23 protein-coding genes and 1 tRNA gene are annotated in these 16,085 nt (G+C 35.5%); 12 read left to right on the forward strand and 12 right to left on the reverse strand.

Annotated features, from left to right (window positions below; genetic code table 11):
• From PLI06_09015 to PLI06_09025, 3 genes are all read right to left on the reverse strand, one after another.
• Positions 1–1,213 (reverse strand): amino acid carrier protein (locus PLI06_09015; protein ID HOI77733.1); only part of this gene is annotated, 1,213 nt, incomplete at its 3' end.
• Positions 1,214–1,247: 34 nt separating this feature from the next.
• Positions 1,248–1,321, reverse strand: a tRNA-Val gene (locus PLI06_09020).
• 33 nt (positions 1,322–1,354) lie between these two features.
• A complete protein-coding gene (locus PLI06_09025) occupies positions 1,355–1,807 on the reverse strand; it encodes a pyridoxamine 5'-phosphate oxidase family protein (GenBank protein HOI77734.1) in 453 nt (150 codons plus the stop codon).
• 99 nt (positions 1,808–1,906) lie between these two features.
• Here PLI06_09025 and PLI06_09030 point away from each other — a divergent pair, with 99 nt between their 5' ends.
• On the forward strand, positions 1,907–2,230 hold the full coding sequence (locus PLI06_09030) for a cupin domain-containing protein (GenBank protein ID HOI77735.1): 324 nt from the start codon (positions 1,907–1,909) through the stop codon (positions 2,228–2,230).
• Positions 2,231–2,315: 85 nt separating this feature from the next.
• A complete protein-coding gene (locus PLI06_09035) occupies positions 2,316–3,554 on the forward strand; it encodes an anion transporter (GenBank protein HOI77736.1) in 1,239 nt (412 codons plus the stop codon).
• On the opposite strand, the gene msrA is transcribed toward PLI06_09035, so the two are convergent.
• Together msrA and PLI06_09045 are read right to left on the reverse strand one after the other, a co-directional pair.
• On the reverse strand, positions 3,555–4,037 hold the full coding sequence (gene msrA, locus PLI06_09040; GenBank protein ID HOI77737.1) for a peptide-methionine (S)-S-oxide reductase MsrA: 483 nt from the start codon (positions 4,035–4,037) through the stop codon (positions 3,555–3,557).
• Positions 4,038–4,141: 104 nt separating this feature from the next.
• Complete coding sequence (locus PLI06_09045; GenBank protein HOI77738.1) at positions 4,142–4,723, reverse strand: rubrerythrin family protein; 582 nt, start codon at positions 4,721–4,723, stop codon at positions 4,142–4,144.
• Between the two features lie 193 nt (positions 4,724–4,916).
• On the opposite strand from PLI06_09045, the gene PLI06_09050 reads away from it, so the two are divergent.
• Positions 4,917–6,101, forward strand: a complete 1,185-nt coding sequence (locus PLI06_09050; protein HOI77739.1) for a CaiB/BaiF CoA-transferase family protein — start codon at positions 4,917–4,919, stop codon at positions 6,099–6,101.
• On the opposite strand, the gene hypE is transcribed toward PLI06_09050, so the two are convergent.
• Positions 6,098–7,105 (reverse strand): hydrogenase expression/formation protein HypE, encoded by a 1,008-nt coding sequence (hypE, locus tag PLI06_09055; protein HOI77740.1) that lies wholly within the window; start codon positions 7,103–7,105, stop codon positions 6,098–6,100. The two genes, PLI06_09050 and hypE, sit on opposite strands and share 4 nt — an antisense overlap.
• A gap of 70 nt (positions 7,106–7,175) precedes the next feature.
• On the opposite strand from hypE, the gene PLI06_09060 reads away from it, so the two are divergent.
• From PLI06_09060 to PLI06_09085, 6 genes are all read left to right on the forward strand, one after another.
• Entirely contained in the window at positions 7,176–7,550 is a 375-nt protein-coding gene (locus PLI06_09060) for a 30S ribosomal protein S8e (GenBank protein HOI77741.1), read from the forward strand.
• A 115-nt stretch (positions 7,551–7,665) separates the two neighbouring features.
• A complete protein-coding gene (locus PLI06_09065; protein HOI77742.1) occupies positions 7,666–7,887 on the forward strand; it encodes a histone family protein in 222 nt (73 codons plus the stop codon).
• A 61-nt stretch (positions 7,888–7,948) separates the two neighbouring features.
• Positions 7,949–8,116: a hypothetical protein gene (locus PLI06_09070; protein HOI77743.1), complete on the forward strand. Its 168-nt coding sequence runs from the start codon at positions 7,949–7,951 to the stop codon at positions 8,114–8,116.
• 8 nt (positions 8,117–8,124) lie between these two features.
• Positions 8,125–8,460, forward strand: coding sequence for a hypothetical protein (locus PLI06_09075; GenBank protein HOI77744.1), 336 nt, complete (start codon positions 8,125–8,127; stop codon positions 8,458–8,460).
• Positions 8,461–8,511: 51 nt separating this feature from the next.
• Positions 8,512–8,805, forward strand: a complete 294-nt coding sequence (locus PLI06_09080) for a PRC-barrel domain-containing protein (protein HOI77745.1) — start codon at positions 8,512–8,514, stop codon at positions 8,803–8,805.
• A gap of 390 nt (positions 8,806–9,195) precedes the next feature.
• Positions 9,196–9,381, forward strand: coding sequence for a hypothetical protein (locus PLI06_09085; GenBank protein HOI77746.1), 186 nt, complete (start codon positions 9,196–9,198; stop codon positions 9,379–9,381).
• A 4-nt stretch (positions 9,382–9,385) separates the two neighbouring features.
• Here PLI06_09085 and rnhB read toward each other — a convergent pair whose 3' ends face one another.
• From rnhB to PLI06_09110, 5 genes are read right to left on the reverse strand one after another with little or no spacing between them, the layout of a single operon-like run.
• A complete protein-coding gene (gene rnhB / locus PLI06_09090) occupies positions 9,386–10,048 on the reverse strand; it encodes a ribonuclease HII (GenBank protein HOI77747.1) in 663 nt (220 codons plus the stop codon).
• A 4-nt stretch (positions 10,049–10,052) separates the two neighbouring features.
• On the reverse strand, positions 10,053–10,445 hold the full coding sequence (locus PLI06_09095; GenBank protein HOI77748.1) for a CopG family ribbon-helix-helix protein: 393 nt from the start codon (positions 10,443–10,445) through the stop codon (positions 10,053–10,055).
• Between the two features lie 23 nt (positions 10,446–10,468).
• Complete coding sequence (locus tag PLI06_09100) at positions 10,469–11,272, reverse strand: metal ABC transporter permease (protein HOI77749.1); 804 nt, start codon at positions 11,270–11,272, stop codon at positions 10,469–10,471.
• Positions 11,269–12,027, reverse strand: a complete 759-nt coding sequence (locus tag PLI06_09105; GenBank protein ID HOI77750.1) for an ABC transporter ATP-binding protein — start codon at positions 12,025–12,027, stop codon at positions 11,269–11,271. Before PLI06_09105 ends, PLI06_09100 begins: the two co-directional genes overlap by 4 nt.
• A 4-nt stretch (positions 12,028–12,031) precedes the next feature.
• A complete protein-coding gene (locus PLI06_09110) occupies positions 12,032–12,919 on the reverse strand; it encodes a zinc ABC transporter substrate-binding protein (protein ID HOI77751.1) in 888 nt (295 codons plus the stop codon).
• Positions 12,920–13,045: 126 nt separating this feature from the next.
• Between PLI06_09110 and PLI06_09115 the strand changes: the two genes are divergently transcribed.
• Entirely contained in the window at positions 13,046–13,843 is a 798-nt protein-coding gene (locus tag PLI06_09115; protein HOI77752.1) for a sugar phosphate isomerase/epimerase family protein, read from the forward strand.
• Position 13,844: 1 nt separating this feature from the next.
• Here PLI06_09115 and PLI06_09120 read toward each other — a convergent pair whose 3' ends face one another.
• Positions 13,845–14,408, reverse strand: coding sequence for a hypothetical protein (locus PLI06_09120; GenBank protein ID HOI77753.1), 564 nt, complete (start codon positions 14,406–14,408; stop codon positions 13,845–13,847).
• A 73-nt stretch (positions 14,409–14,481) separates the two neighbouring features.
• Between PLI06_09120 and PLI06_09125 the strand changes: the two genes are divergently transcribed.
• On the forward strand, positions 14,482–15,105 hold the full coding sequence (locus PLI06_09125; GenBank protein ID HOI77754.1) for a class I SAM-dependent methyltransferase: 624 nt from the start codon (positions 14,482–14,484) through the stop codon (positions 15,103–15,105).
• A gap of 53 nt (positions 15,106–15,158) precedes the next feature.
• On the forward strand, positions 15,159–15,908 hold the full coding sequence (gene gpmA / locus PLI06_09130) for a 2,3-diphosphoglycerate-dependent phosphoglycerate mutase (protein ID HOI77755.1): 750 nt from the start codon (positions 15,159–15,161) through the stop codon (positions 15,906–15,908).
• The last annotated feature ends 177 nt before the right edge of the window (positions 15,909–16,085 follow it).

A 16,085-nucleotide genomic window follows, 5' to 3' on the forward strand; every position in this document is an offset into this window, starting at 1 on the left:
CACCATAGTAGGTCCACCCAAGGATAGTTTTATACCCAAATAATATAGAGCATAGGACTATTACGGCCGTTCCAAATATACCAAGAGTCTGGGCAAATGCTGCGCTTGTCAAGGCTGAGGAAGTAAGATTTCCACCCCATATATCGAGATTACTTTCAAGTATAACAAATCCAGTCATTGAACACAGGATTATTGTATCAATAAATACTTCAACTATGGCCAGTGTTCCTTGTCTTACTGGATGAGGGGTTTTTGCTGCGGCATGTGCTATTGGTGCACTTCCCAATCCCGCCTCATTTGAAAATACCCCTCTGGCTATTCCAAATCTAATTGCCCTGGAAACTGCAAATCCGGCAACTCCTCCAGTAAATGCTGTCGGGGAAAATGCATAACCAACAACAGATGCAAACGCATAAGGGATTCTATCATAGTGGATAAAGATAATGGCTAAAGCGGCTATGATATATAATACGCTCATGAAAGGCACAAGATATGATGTGACTTCACCTATTCTTTTGATGCCCCCAAAGATAACAAGAGCAGTAAGGATTACTAAAACCATCCCAAGGATTGCCGAGGCTTTGAATACCTCACCAAAGATGGGTATCGAGATTACGCTACCTTTACCGATATTAGAGATTATGGCTAAAATAACAGAGTTTGCCTGTGCCATGCTACCTATACCAAAAGATGCTATGACTCCAAAAACAGCAAATAGAATTGCCAATGCTTTTGCATCAATATTATACCTTTCTTTGAATCCTTTCTGAATATAGTACATAGGTCCACCGGAAAATTCGCCATCTGGATTTTTCTCCCTGTACTTTACACCTAATACAACTTCAGAGAATTTAGTGGCCATACCCACAATAGAGGTTATCCACATCCAGAAAAGCGCCCCTGGTCCACCCATGACGATAGCTGTGGCAACACCTGCAATGTTACCCGTTCCAACTGTCGCTGAAAGGGCTGTTGTCAGTGCTTGAAAGGATGGGATATCCCCTTGGATGTCCTCTTTCTTGAATGCACTTTCCAGTAGATTCTTCATAGATAATAAAAGCCGTCTAAACTGTATGCCCCTCAAAATAACAGTTAGGTAGATACCAGTTCCGACCAATAATACCAACATCATGGGGCCCCAGATTATAGAATCTAAAGTCCCAACTAAATTTGAAATAATTTCTAAAAAGCCCATATCTATCAAGAAAAACATAATACAATTAATTTAAAAAATTATCCAAAAGTAGTGGGCCCACTGAGATTCGAACTCAGGACCTCCGCCGTGTAAAGGCGACGTCATGACCAACTAGACCATGGGCCCGCAAGTTATCGTATTAAATTTAATATATAAATGTTATGATTTTTTTCCTGTCATTGATTCAATGTCCATCCGGATTATGCAGATTTTTTCTAGTTGGTCTTGAGAGTAATCAAAAATACCGTTAGAATAATGAGCCATGATAATGTCTAAAGCTTGTTTTTTTTCATTTAAATCGGAAATAAAACAGGCCCTGCCGAATCCAACAACACTTTTGTACGACATAGAAAAGTCGCATGCTTTATCGGATTTAATGAGCTTATGGTCACAATCAACTTCAAAGGAGACATTATTGTTATTTTTCAAAATATCAATTTTCATCCCTTTTTTTGAGGTGTGGATGTAAATGCATTTTTCTTTATAACCGAAGTTTAATGGAACGACATAAGGCCTGTTATTTTCGCATACTGCAACTCTTATTACTTTTGCATTATTGATTATTTTCTCAATTTCATTGATGTCAGTTATTTCTCTGTCGTTTCTATTCATGATCTAATATTATTTTTTTTATATTTATCATTTTCCTATGTTATACTAGTCTAAAAAAATTAGTAAAACTTAAAAAGGTTAAGTACTAGAAGTAGAATTATGCCGTTTAGAAATTTGAAGGACATTGAGGAAAAAGTAATTTACCCAGGATACAAGGCCAAATTTATACACTCCGAAAACATGACACTTGCCCACTGGACAATTGAAGAAGGATCTTCTTTTCCAGAACATTTTCATGAAAATGAGCAGGTATTGAGTGTAATTGAAGGAAAGCTTGAATTACGAGTCGGCGAAAAAACTAAAATATTGAAATCAGGAGAAGCGGCCATTATTCCCCCGTACATTGCACACTCTGGAAAGGCGATAAAGAAGACAAATGCAATAGATGTCTTCTATCCGCTCAGACGAGACTACTTTGATTAGTATTTCCAATGAATTGTAGAATATTAATATATTTGAATATCTCTAACTAGGAACGCTTATATACTGGGTCCAAGAGTGAACCACTGTGATTTCAGTTGCAATACTCTTGGTAGTATTTTCATTAATTGCCGTAAGACAAGTAGGAAAGATCAAATTAGACATATGGCAAGTGATGACATTTGGAGCTTTAGCGTGTCTCCTTACGGGCCAGATATCGCCAACTAACGCTTTAATGTCGATTAATCTAGATGTAATCCTTTTCTTATTTGGGATGTTTGTAGTAGGTGTTGGTCTTGAAGAAAGCGGATATTTGTCCCATATGTCATATAAGGTTTTTAAGAGAGCCAAAACACCGGATGAGCTAATAATCCTTATACTTTTCGTCATAGGTGTTGCATCTGCATTTTTGATGAATGATACTCTTGCAATAATTGGAACGCCCGTAGTTCTTCATCTAAGCAGAAAACATAAGACTTCACCAAAACTTTTACTATTGACACTTGCCTTTGCAGTTACTATTGGAAGTGTGATGAGTCCCATCGGAAATCCCCAGAATCTTCTCATAGCCCTAGAAGGCGATATCAAAAATCCATTCATCTTGTTTTTTAAATATCTTCTAGTTCCTACAATGCTAAATCTTGCCATCGCATTTTTTGTGCTAAGATTTTTCTACAAAGATAATTTTCACAATGGTTCACTTAATCATTCTGAAGAACCGATAAAAAATAAGGATCTTGCACGATTGTCCAAGGTCTCTCTTTATCTAATTGTAATAATGGTAATATTAAAGATATCGATAGTTACAGCCGGAATTAATATTGATTTTAGACTGACTTACATATCCCTAATTGCGTCTTTGCCGATATTAATTCTTGCAAAACAGAAATATGAAATTCTAAAAAATGTAGACTGGAAGACATTAATATTTTTTGTTTCAATGTTCATCTTGATGCAAAGCGTATGGGACAGTGGATTCATCCAAGAGATAATCGATAATATGAACATAAATATAACAAATCTATTGATGATTTTCATTGTAAGTATAGTATTAAGTCAGTTTATTTCAAATGTTCCTCTTGTTGCTTTATATCTCCCTATGCTCCTTGAAGCGGGTGCATCTTCAAAAGAGATGGTTGCATTGGCTGCTGGCAGTACTATCGCGGGCAATCTATTTATTTTAGGAGCTGCGAGCACAGTCATTATTATCCAAAATGCAGAAAAAAAATCAAAGGAAACCATTACCTTCCTTGAATTTGCAAAAGTTGGTATACCTCTAACGATCTTGAATACAGTCGTTTACTATGTCTATCTTTCAATAGTTTGATTATTTGGATTTGCATCTTGCTATACCGCGCTTGTGGAAGTACTTCTGGTGGTAATCTTCTGCTTTGTAGAATTTATTTTCTGGGATAATTTCCGTAACGATCTTCTTGTTAAATCTACCGGATTTTTCAAGTTTTTCTTTTAGAGCCAATGCTTCATTTTTCTGATCCTCGTTGTGGTAAAACACAATTGACCTATACTGGCTTCCAACGTCAGGGCCTTGTCTGTTAATTGTTGTTGGGTCATGTATATCCCAGAATAATTCTAATAACTTATCATAAGATACTATTTCTGGGTCAAATTCAATTAGTACAGATTCTGCATGGCCAGTTTTATCTGTGCATACCTCCTCATAAGTAGGGTTTTCAGTGTGCCCCCCAGAGTATCCCACCTGTGTTGATATAACTCCGTCAATCTGACAAAATGCGGATTCTATCCCCCAAAAACATCCAGCGGCAAAAGTCGCTTTCTCAGTTTTATTCATAGTAGAAATATATGCCATTAATAGTTATAATCCTATTTACTATAAATAAAAATAGAGTAATAATCTGATTTTATAATTAAAAAGAATAATAAAAATAAAAAATCTTAGTATACTTCACACTGTCTTTCAAAGTAAGCTTTTTCATGGTTGCAGGAAGGGCATTCTTCAGGGGGTTCAGTGCCTTCGTGGATATATCCACACTTTCTGCATACCCATACAACTTTTTCTTTCTTTTTGAAAAATGTTCCTTCTTGAAGTTCTTTTAGGAGTTTCTTGTATCTTCCTTCGTGATGCTTTTCTGCTACTGCAATAGCCCTAAGTCTTGTTGCGACATCCTTGAATCCTTCTTTTTCTGCTGTGTCGGCAAACTCAGGATACATACTGGAATACTCGTAGTGCTCTCCTGCTATTGCGCCCTTGATGTTCTCAATTGTATTGCTAAGTATTAGAGGAGCTTCTGCCTCTACTTTTATCTCTGTAGGGCTTCCTTCCTTCTTTTTTATATCGTTAATCATTCTAAAGAGCCATTTGGCATGCTCTCTTTCATTGTCGGCTGTTAGGAGGAAGATCTCAGATATTTTATCATACCCCTCCTTAGAGGCGATCTTGGCGTAGAGTGTATATCTGTTTCTTGCCATGCTTTCTCCGATAAAAGCTTTAGTCAGATTTTCTAATGTTTTGCTCATTATATCACTCTATCAATCCTAAACAGAACTACTATTAAAATTTTTCCTTATTTTTAATAAAGACTTTTAGAAAAACAATCATAATAATAATATATTCTTAAATAAGAGGTAATACTAAAGAGTAATTCAAGAGATCTTTTTCATTGAAAAGTTATTTATATTTGAATTTCAAATAGGGTCAAGGTGTTTTTTAATGATGCCACTTGACGGAATTAAAGTAATAGATTTTACTGGGGCTTTGTCTGGGCCATATTGCAGCATGCTTTTGGGGGATATGGGTGCCGAAGTAATTAAAGTTGAAAGACCAAAAAGAGGAGACGATTCTAGGGGTTGGGGGCCGCCATATATTTCTGAAAATTTAAGTACTTACTTTGCAAGCATTAATAGAAACAAAAAAAGCGTTAGCTTGAATATAAAAGAGCCTGAAGCCAAAGAAGTTATTAAAAAATTAGTCAAAGATTCGGATATTTTGTTAGAGAATTTCAGACCGGGAACTATGGAAAAGCTTGGCCTAGATTATGAAGAGATGAAAAAAATTAATGGGAAATTAATTTACTGCTCAATCTCTGGATTTGGCCAGGATGGCCCATACAAATTCAAACCAGGATATGACCTTATACTGCAGGGTATGGGCGGACTTATGAGCGAAACTGGTGAACCAAATGGAGGCCCAGTTAAGATAGGTATTGCAGTAACAGACATTTCTGCGGGTATGTTTGCATGTTATGGTATTCTTAGCGCCATTATCGCAAGATCAAAAACTGGCAAAGGCCAATTTATTGATACTTCTATGCTAGACTGCCAGGTATCATGGCAAACTTATTTCGCAACTGGTTATCTTTTTGCAGGGAAGATTCCATCAAGAATAGGCAGTGCTCATTCACTTATTTGTCCCTACCAATCTTTTAGGACAAAAGATATTTTCATCAACATTACAGTTGGAAATGAAGACATGTGGAAAAAGTTCTGTGAAGTACTTGGACTTGATATAGCAGAAGATGAAAGATTCTCAGACAATGGAAAACGTCTAAAGAACAGGAATGAGCTTGTTAAAATAATAGAAGAGGTACTTGTAGAAAAATCGGGAGATGAATGGCTAGTTCTTCTTGAAAAAGCAGGGATCCCCTCTGGACCTATTTACACTATTGACAGGTTATTGAATGATCCACAAGTAATTCACAGAAAAATGATTGAAGAGGTAAACAATCCGTTGTACGGAAATATAAAAATCCCAGGATTACCTGTTAAATTATCTGAAAATGGTTGTTCAATAAAGTTACCACCTCCCGTACTTGGGGAACATTCTGAAGAAATTTTGAGAAGTCTTGGATATAATCAAGATGAGATAAAATCAATGAAAGGAAAAGGCATAATTTAACATACCCTTGGAACAGGATCTGCCACGGGTGGTTCTAAGATTCTCCTCCCACCTATTACAGTTTCAAGAATTACTTTTTCTCCTTTTTTTATTTCTCCGATAACGGCAGCATTTTTTCCGAGACGATCCCTTCTTAGGATACCAAGAACATCTTCGGCGTCTTCTTGATGAACTGCAATCAAAACTTTACCTTCGCATGCAATTTCCATAAAGTTTAGTCCAAGGATATCACATATAGCAGATACCTCTTCTCTAACAGGCACTTTTTCTTCCTTGATCTCGATTCTTACGCCTGACTTTCTTGAAAATTCGTTTAATGCATTGGCGATGCCACCCCTTGTAGGGTCTTTCATTGAATGAATTTTATAGGGAAGTATCTTTTCTATCATCCTATTTAGAGGTGCGACATCTGATTTTATATTGGATAAAAATGGTATGTCTTCTCTAACAGAAAGCATTGCAGCACCATGATCCCCTACAGTTCCAGAAACTATAATCAGATCTCCTTCTTTAAGGCCTTTATCAGAAAGTAGATTCTTTGTGTACCCAACGCCCGAGGTATTTATGAAAAGATCATTTCCAGCAACTTTTGTATCTCCAGTAATCAATGGAACTCCTGCTTCCTTCAAAGTTTCGTCCATAGATTTTATGACTTTTCTAAATTGTTCGGTAGGAAATCCTTCTGGTAGTATAACGCCTGAAGACAGTGCAAGAGGTTTTGCACCCATGACTGATACATCATTAATTGTTCCAGAAACAGAAAGCCGACCGATGTCCCCTCCTGGAAAAAAAAGAGGCGTTACTGTATGGGAATCAGTAGAAAAAACAATATGCCCGTCATCAAATGGTATACTGCCAGAATCATCCATATCTGGAAGGCCCAGCCCTCCTTTGATTTTATTCAGAGAGAAACCATTGACGTAGAGGGACTTAATCATTGTTTCCATTATCTCGCCCCCTCCACCATGCTCTGATTTGATTATATCAGAAGTAAACTCGCCCATATGAGATTAGATTATAGGAAAACTTTATAAACATTGTTAGACCTTTTAGGCCAGATATAAAGGTGATTATGTGTCAATTTGGCAGGCTAGATCAAAAAGGAAATTCACTGGTGGAAGAATCACACAGGCAAGAAAAAAACTAAAGAGAGAACTTGGTAGAGAATCAACTTTTACTGCAATCGGGGAAGTTAGCAAGAAAAAGGTAAGATGCTTGGGCGGAACTGAAAAGATTAAGCTCATGAAGACTGACTATTCCAATCTACTTACAAAAGAAGGTTACAAGAAAGTAAAGATTACAGGTGTGGCGGACAATCCAGCGAACAGGCACTTCGTTAGAAGAAGCATTATTACAAAGGGTGCAATAATAAACACAGAGATTGGAAAAGCAAGAGTTACTTCAAGGCCTGGGCAGGATGGAGTAATTAACGCCGTTTTAGTTGAATAAATTTTCTTTTTGAAATTATTTAACCTCTTTTTTAGAGAAAAGTTTAAATAAGACTTCTTATTAATAATTTTAAGTTTAATTTTTGCCTTTTTCGGCAATCCAAGGAGGTATTATTATGAGAGAGCCAGAAGAACTTCCTCTAGCTCCCCTTGAAAGACTACTTAGAAAAGAAGGGGCAGAAAGAGTTTCAGAAGATGCATGCAAAGTATTAGGCGTTGCTCTTGAGGACTATTCGAGAATAATAGCAAGAAAGGCGAAAGATTATTCGGCCCATGCTAAAAGAAAAACCATAAAGGCAGAGGATATAGAACTTGCCTTAAGGGATTTAAATATTTAATTTTTTTCTTTAATTGATAGAAAATTTTATATTTGATACTGTTTCCCGATTGGTGAGGTAAATGGAAAAGAAAATTAAAAAATGCTCATATTGTCAGACTGATTTCGATATAAAAGACAAGAATCGGATAGTCTTAGAGTTGTGGAAGGATAAAAAACACCTCACTAGACTTTATTTTTGCAGTAAGAACTGTTTTGTTTCTTTCTTAAAAGATAAAAAAGTCATATGAGGTATTTTATGTCAAGAGAAAAACTTAAAGACATAAGACGTTCTCTTTTAGAGCAAAAGTATAGGTTTGATCTTGGTAGACAGTTTTTGGTCTACGTAAACTTTGCACTGCTTATCATAGCGGCCTCGGATAAGATAAAACTTATCATTGATCTAAAAACTACCGAACTTTTATTGGTACTTGTCCCTCTGTCTTTTATAGCAACCTACATATTGGGATACATCCTTGATAAATTTGTTAAGTTTCCACAGGCTACACAGATGGTTGAGGCAAAAAGAAGCCCTTATACCTTGATGACTCAGGAAAAACTTGACAAAATTATAGAATTACTTGAAAAACAATAGGAAAAACTTATATTCAAACAATACTATAAAAATATATTATAAGGGGATTTTATGGGTAAGATTGCAGCAACTAGATTAAGAGACAAGATGATTGTAACTGAACAGGGCCATGAGATAGGAACCCTTTTTGACATGGTCATAAATGAAGATACAGGAGAGCTCATAGCTCTTGTTGTAGAGCCTACAACTGATGTCATTTTAGATAATATGATAACGGACAAGGAGAATCTAGTTCTTGTTCCTTTTAGCGCTGTAAGGGCTGTCAAAGACTTCATAATAGTTGACGTCAGAAGAATTCCAAAGAAGAGCGAGAGAGTAGGAATGTTCGCAAAGGTTCCCGAATAAATTATTTTTTTATCTTCTTTTCTATTCTAAGTTCCATTAGCCTCTTTATTGTCAAATAGGCGATAGAGAAAGTAATAGCCCCTATCAGAGGCGTTATATAATCATTATTCTTAAATAAAATAAAGTTAATACCTATGAAAAATATAAAATAGATGAATGCTAAAAGGATTGCATATAGGGTAGAATTTATTTCGTTTAATCGCATGAAATTCTTTTTATTATTATGGCTTATATTTCTAGCCCTTTGGCCCAATATTTAGATAATTATTTATCCTTGGTATTTAATATCTTAAAGATACACACGTTGGCAGTCATAAATCTCTCATTAGACATATATCAAGGGTAAAATATATTAAGGGGTCAAAAAAACTCTGTGCGGGGGAGACAATCATGAAAAAAGAAAAGATAAAGGAACAACAGATAAAACAGAAGAAATCAAAATCAGAAGCAAGAAATATGTTCATCGGTGTTGGTTTGGGCATTCTCTTTGGATTAATATTTGGTAACTTTATACTCGGCGCGATAACTGCAATAATAATCGTTATGGTCCTAGAAATTGGCGTTAAAGATAAATAAAAAGCTAAAAGAGCTTTTTTTGACTAACAGAGCATTTTATATTAGTTAAAGTTTTCCATTCTGTTCTCACATAGTCAGGAAAACTATTATTTAATTTATAGTAATCTTCAAGAAATTTTATAGTCTTTGGATCGCTAGGATAACCACTTCCAAATGAAACGCCTACATCTTCCTCTATTTTTTTTATAAGCTCATCCCTCTTCACTTTTGCAAGTATTGAAGCGGCCGCAACTATTGGATATTTATCCTCAGCTTTGTGAGAAGCTATGACCTCACAGGAAGCAAATTCATCTCCAAGGGCTTCTTTTAAATTATCAGAAAATCGATTTGCATTAACATCACATGAATCACATATCACCCTGTTTATTGGAATTTTAAGTCCAAGAATAGCTTCCTTGAAGGCAAAAAGTTCAATCTCATTTAGATTGTATTTCTTCATCTCCTTGTTAAGAAAAGCAGGGCTCAATACCTTAAAATAATATTCTCCTTTAAGTTCTAATATTTCTGAAAATAATTCATTTCTCCTTTTCGCAGTAAGTTTTTTTGAATCTTTTACGCCGAGTGATTCTATTTGTTGAATTTTATCTTCAGATATTGAGTAAGAAGCGACCACAAGAGGGCCTATGACAGGACCCCTTCCTGCTTCATCTATGCCACACACCTGCATTACTTTAAACCTCCGTAGAAAGTAAAGCATGCCTTACTGCCTTGACACCGCTTAGACCTTTTAGTTCAGTCAAGAACTCTTTAATTTCTTTTGTCTCACCTTTTAAAATAAATATTTCAAGGCAGTTTTTTTCATCCAGATGCGTGTGTAAAGTTGTCTCGACGACGTGTTCGTATTTGTGATGGATAGTGTTCAATGGACTTTCTGATTTCTTACTCGAGATAACCATGCCAGTGACTACTAAAGGCCCTTTTCCTTCTTCCCAGACTTCAGTTGTGACATAATTCCTCAATGCTTCCCTAAAGATTTCAGATCTAGTTGAAAATCCTTTGACATTGAGCAATTTATCGAGTTTATCGAGTAGTTCATCGTTAATTGAAATACTAATAACAGACATTCTATCCTCTCTAAAATTAAGTATTATTTTCTTATTAAAGACTTTATCCCTAAAATCCCTAGATATGATATACCTGAAACAAGGACAATTGTAGCCCCGGATGGTTGATTAAGGAAGAAAGACATTCCAATTCCTATAACCATATAGATTATCCCGATGAGAATGGAGAATATTATCATTTTTTTGAGACTATTTGTAAGTATACTCGCTGTTGCCGCGGGAAGTGTGAGAAGTGCCATGGCCAATATAATTCCGACAACATTTACTAGAACTACAACAGTCAATGCTACGAGGGACAGCAAAACAATATAGGTCTTCATTACAGGAACATTTGTGACTTCAGAAAATTCTTCATCAAATGAAAAAGCAAGAAATTCGTTGTATCTAATAAAAACTATGAGGGCAATAATAATGTTTAGGGCGATCATGATCAATATATCTATCCTTGAAACAGTAAGGATATTTCCAAATAGATAGCTAGCAAGATCGGGCACGTATCCCGGTGTTTGGTATATCATGAATATCCCAAATGCCATCCCAATGGCCCACATTGCACCGATTAATGTATCCTCACGTTGGTATGCTTTTTTTGATATAATTCCAAGAATGGAACTAGAAAAAACACTAAAGATAATTGCAGTTAAAAGAGGATTGTACCCTAAAAATAATCCTAAACCTATCCCGCCAAATGCAGCGTGCGATATGCCTCCAGATATAAAGACTAATCTTTTGACCACCACATAAGAGCCTATTACTCCACATGCAATTGCAGCCAATATTCCTGCCATAACTGCATTTTGGAAAAAGACGTATTGAAATACCATCATTCCTCATGCTCCTTCAAAACTCTATGAGGTATGCCATGACCTATAAGTTCTATTGGGCATCCATATAATTTTTCAAATACTTTCGGGGGTATGTTTTTCTCACCGTGATAATGAAGCGTTTTATTGATACATCCAATTGTTTTAACATGTGACGATATGGCCCCGGTATCATGGGTAACTAGTATTATGGCCATCTTTTCAGACAGCGCATGGAGAAAATCATAAAAATCAGTTTCTGCCTGAACATCGATATTGGAAGTGGGTTCATCAAGCAAAAGAAGTTTGGGTTCTGTTGCTAGGGCTCTTGCTATTAGGACTCTTTGAAGCTGACCTCCAGATAATTTCCCAATTTGAATATTTCTAATGTCTGCAATACCCATTATGTTCATGGCCTTGTCTGCAATTTTTCTATCGGCTCCCGAATATCTTCTCAAGAAATCAGTGTGCCCTATCCTGCCACTAAGGATCACTTGCTCAACATTAATTGGAAAGTTTCGATCAACTAAGGTATATTGCGGAACATATCCGACATATTTTCTACCTTCTTTTGGATTCTTACCAAAAAGGGAAATGGTGCCTTCTGTAGGATTCAGAAGTCCAAGGATAATTTTCAAAAGTGTTGATTTTCCCCCACCATTTGGCCCTATTATCCCAAGAAAATCATCATCATAAACTGTAAGATTAATATCTTCTAAAACCCTATGATCTCCGTAATCAAACGATAGATTCTCTATTCGGATAATTTCATTTTTCATGTTATTACTGATTCTTTATTTTGTTTGCTGTGATTTTAAGATTTTCTATATAATTTTCTGTCAAGGGATCAATAACTTCGGTCTTTCCGCCAATCTCTTTTGTGATAATCTCTGCTGCTTTGCTACTAAATCCAGGAGAAACAAATATGACCTTAATGTTTTCTTCCTTTGCTTCTTCTATTGTGTGGGCTAGGGATTGTAAAGTTGGCTCTTTTCCTTCAACTTCTATAGCAATCTGATTTAGATTGTAATCCTTTGCAAAATATCCCCAAGATGGGTGGAATATCATAAATGACCTGTTATCCATATCCTTTAATTCATTTATTATGTAATTGTCCGCTTCATCCAGTTTTTCTATATAATCCTCTCTGTTCTTCAAATAGTATTCTTTATTGTTCGGGTCAACTGCAATAAGGCCTTCGTATATGTTTTGGACCATAATTTTTCCGTTTCTTAGAGATGTCCAGATGTGAGGATCATTTCCGCCTTCTTCATCTACATGAACTCCTTCATCTTGGTGAGCTCCGATTTCGATCAACTCTATCCCTTTTGAGCTATCAACGACAATCATGTTTTTATTCAAGTCCTTTATTTTCCCCATCGATTTTACCTCAAATTCAATCCCTGATCCGACCATAACATATATTTTTGCTTTAGACATGTCAGCTAATTGGCTCGGCTTTAAGTCTGCAACATGTGGGTCGCCACCTTCTGGAACAATAATGTTAACTTTGACCTTTTCCCCGCCAACCGCCTCAATCATCTCTTTTTGAGGGGATATCGTTGCATAAACAATAATTTTCTCATCAGAATCGGTAGTTTTTTCATTTGCACAGCCTAATGAAAGCGTAAGTAAAAATGTCAATAAAATAAACAATAAATATTTCTTCATAATATATCCTCTATAACTCCATACCTATAATAATATTTAAATCTTTCTATAATAAATATTAATAAAACAATAGGACAAAATTAATAAATAGAAAACTATTAAAAGAGCTAGTTACACTCACCTTTGATGAACAGAAGATTGGGTTTTTCCTCACTTGCATTTTATGAAAAATCTCTAGAAAGTGCCCTTTCGTGGGGAGAAAGCAATGATTTCGGACTTTTAGAGATAGTTGCAGAAAATAATCATGCAATTGATGAGGAAGCACTGCCAGAAATCAAAGACCTAACCTCTTCTTATAATTTTGACTATACAGTACATTCACCCTTCTCAGATATCAATATATCAAGCTTAAACAAGAGCATAAGGAAAGAATCAATAAGACAGGTAAAGTATTCCATATTTGCAGTAAATGAAATAGGTGGAAAGATACTGACATTTCATCCTGGAAGGCATTCGGCGGCCACAAGTAAGTCAAGAGAGAACACAAAACAGATACTTTTTGAATCCCTGAAGGAGATTTCAGATTACAACAAGGATTATGGAGTTACTATCGCTTTAGAGAATATGCCTGACACATTTATCACGACAATGAAAGTATCTAAGGAAGTGTTGGAAGTTCTTGAAAATAAAGAGCTATCAGAGATAAAACACACAATGGATGTTGGTCACCTTGAAACTAACAATGTAGACATAGGCGAATATATCTATGATCTAAGGAATTACCTAATCCATATGCACCTGCACGATAACTTTGGAGAGTTTGATAATCATCTACCGCTTGGGGATGGAAATATAAACTTCCCGAGAATATTCAGGGCTTTGAAAGAAATAAACTATACAGGAAGAATAATACTTGAAATGACAAAAACTGAAGACATTCTAAAGAGCCGCGAATATTTAGAAGAAAAAAAATATTTATTTTAATCTAATAGTCATAGAACTTTATAATCATTTTTGCCATATTATTGTTAAACTCCAACTCGGGTTTTTTCCCTTTTGATTCAATAAATAATTTATCTAGGCCCGTCCAAAAGCTAAACCAGCCCCCTGGCTCGGTTATAATTAAAGGTAAGCTGAACAAAAAATCTTTTTGAGTTAGCAAAAGAGAGGATATTAGGGCCAATGAAAATCCTATGAAAAGCCATTTTATTCCTTCCCGCCTTGTCTGCGTCATCTCTTTTTGTTTTTCTTTCGCCTGATTCTGGAAATAGTCTTTCAATCTTTTCTTAATCATAGGCTCTTTTGTTATTCTTCTTTTATTTTTTGGTACAAGTAATCTTAGTTCAAGTATTGGAGATTCAGTCTTTTTCCCTCTTACGGCCCTTCTGCATTCAATCAAGAAATCATCAGAAAGCCCCCTTGCAGAATAAGGCCTTGGATCAAAATCTGAAAACATGTCATCATATGAATCAAGTATTAGGCTAATATTCTTCTCACGCAAGATAATTTTTGGATCTTCACTAGCTTCTATGTTTGATTCGTCTCCCATGTGCTCATCCCCTTATGCATAATATAATTAGTATAACTATTTAAGTATTAGTTAATTATGGGATATGGAAAATATGGGCAAACAAGATGATAAAAAGCACTGGTACGATGGAGGATTATACAAGTATATGATTGATCCTAGTACAGATGACGCAAGAAAGATAATTTCTAGCCTGATTGAAAATGATTCTAAAGTCATTGATGTTGGATGTGGAACAGGATCATTGGCTTTTTACCTCTCAGAAAAATGTAGATATATCTTGGGGATTGAACTTTCTAAAAAAATGGTTGATTATGCCAATTCAAGAAAAAAAGAAAATAGTATTTTGAACGTCCAGTTTTTCCACGGCAATGCTGAAAAAGTTTCCGAATTAACGAAAGATAGATTTGATTATGCAATTTTTTCCCTGTGCCTCCATGAAATGAAATCAGAAACTAGGGTCAAATCCTTAGAAGAAATAAAAAAAGTTGCTGACAAGATTATTATTTATGATTATTTAGTAAAAGAAAAAATTTCCTTTAAGGGAGTAATGAATTCAGCTGCAGAATTTCTTGCAGGAAGAAGTCATTTCTATAACTACAAATCTTTTCTTGAAGAAAAAGATATTTTTGGATTGTTGGAAAATAATGGATTTAAGGTTGAGAAAACTATCAGTGATAAAGATGCGTATATGGCAGTTAAGGCCAGATGGAAATAAACTTAAAAAAGGAGGTATTCTAAGAATCAATAAGAATACTTCAGGAGATTTAGATGTATAAAGTTGTTCTATTGAGGCATGGAGAAAGTACTTGGAACAAGGAAAACAGATTTACTGGATGGACTGATGTTGACCTTTCTGAAAAAGGAATTGACGAAGCTAAAAAAGCGGGTAAAGTCTTGCTTGAATTGGGATATGATTTTGACATAGCTTATACTTCAGTATTAAAAAGGGCTATACGAACATTGTGGTTGACATTGGATGAGATGGACCTTATGTGGATTCCAGTAATTAACTCTTGGAGACTAAATGAGAGGCATTATGGCGCACTTCAAGGGCTAAACAAATCAGAGATGGCTGAAAAGTATGGTGAAAAGCAGGTTCTAATCTGGAGAAGAAGCTATGATATAAGGCCACCAGAATTAGAAAAAAATGACAAAAGATTTCCTGGTTTTGATCCTCGTTACAAAGATTTAACTGCTGAACAACTTCCACAAAGCGAATGTCTCAAAGATACTGTTGAGAGATTTATGCCATACTGGCATGATACAATAGCCCCTACAATAAAAAATGGTAAAAAGGTGCTAATTGTTGCACATGGCAACAGTCTTAGAGCGCTTGTAAAGTATCTGGATAACGTCTCTGAAGAAGATATAGTAAACCTAAACATACCTACCGGTATACCGCTAGTCTATGAACTCGATAAAAATCTAAGGCCAATAAAACATTACTACTTAGGAGATGCAGAAAAAATCGAAAAGGCCATAAAGTCAGTTGCTAATCAAGGAAAGGCAAAGAAGTAATCCATACAAAAGATTTATAAATAGATTTATGATAAAATTTTTGGTACTATGAGTTTAGACCCATCCAATACAACCAAAGTAGTCACAAAAGACTCTTTTCTTAGATTTTGGTGGTGGCGATACTAAGCGACCTACCTTCAGGTTTTCGCTTACTCATAGGAATTTTTGTATAAATTA

Origin of the sequence: Methanofastidiosum sp. (assembly GCA_035362715.1) — an archaeon.
GTDB lineage: Archaea > Methanobacteriota_B > Thermococci > Methanofastidiosales > Methanofastidiosaceae > Methanofastidiosum.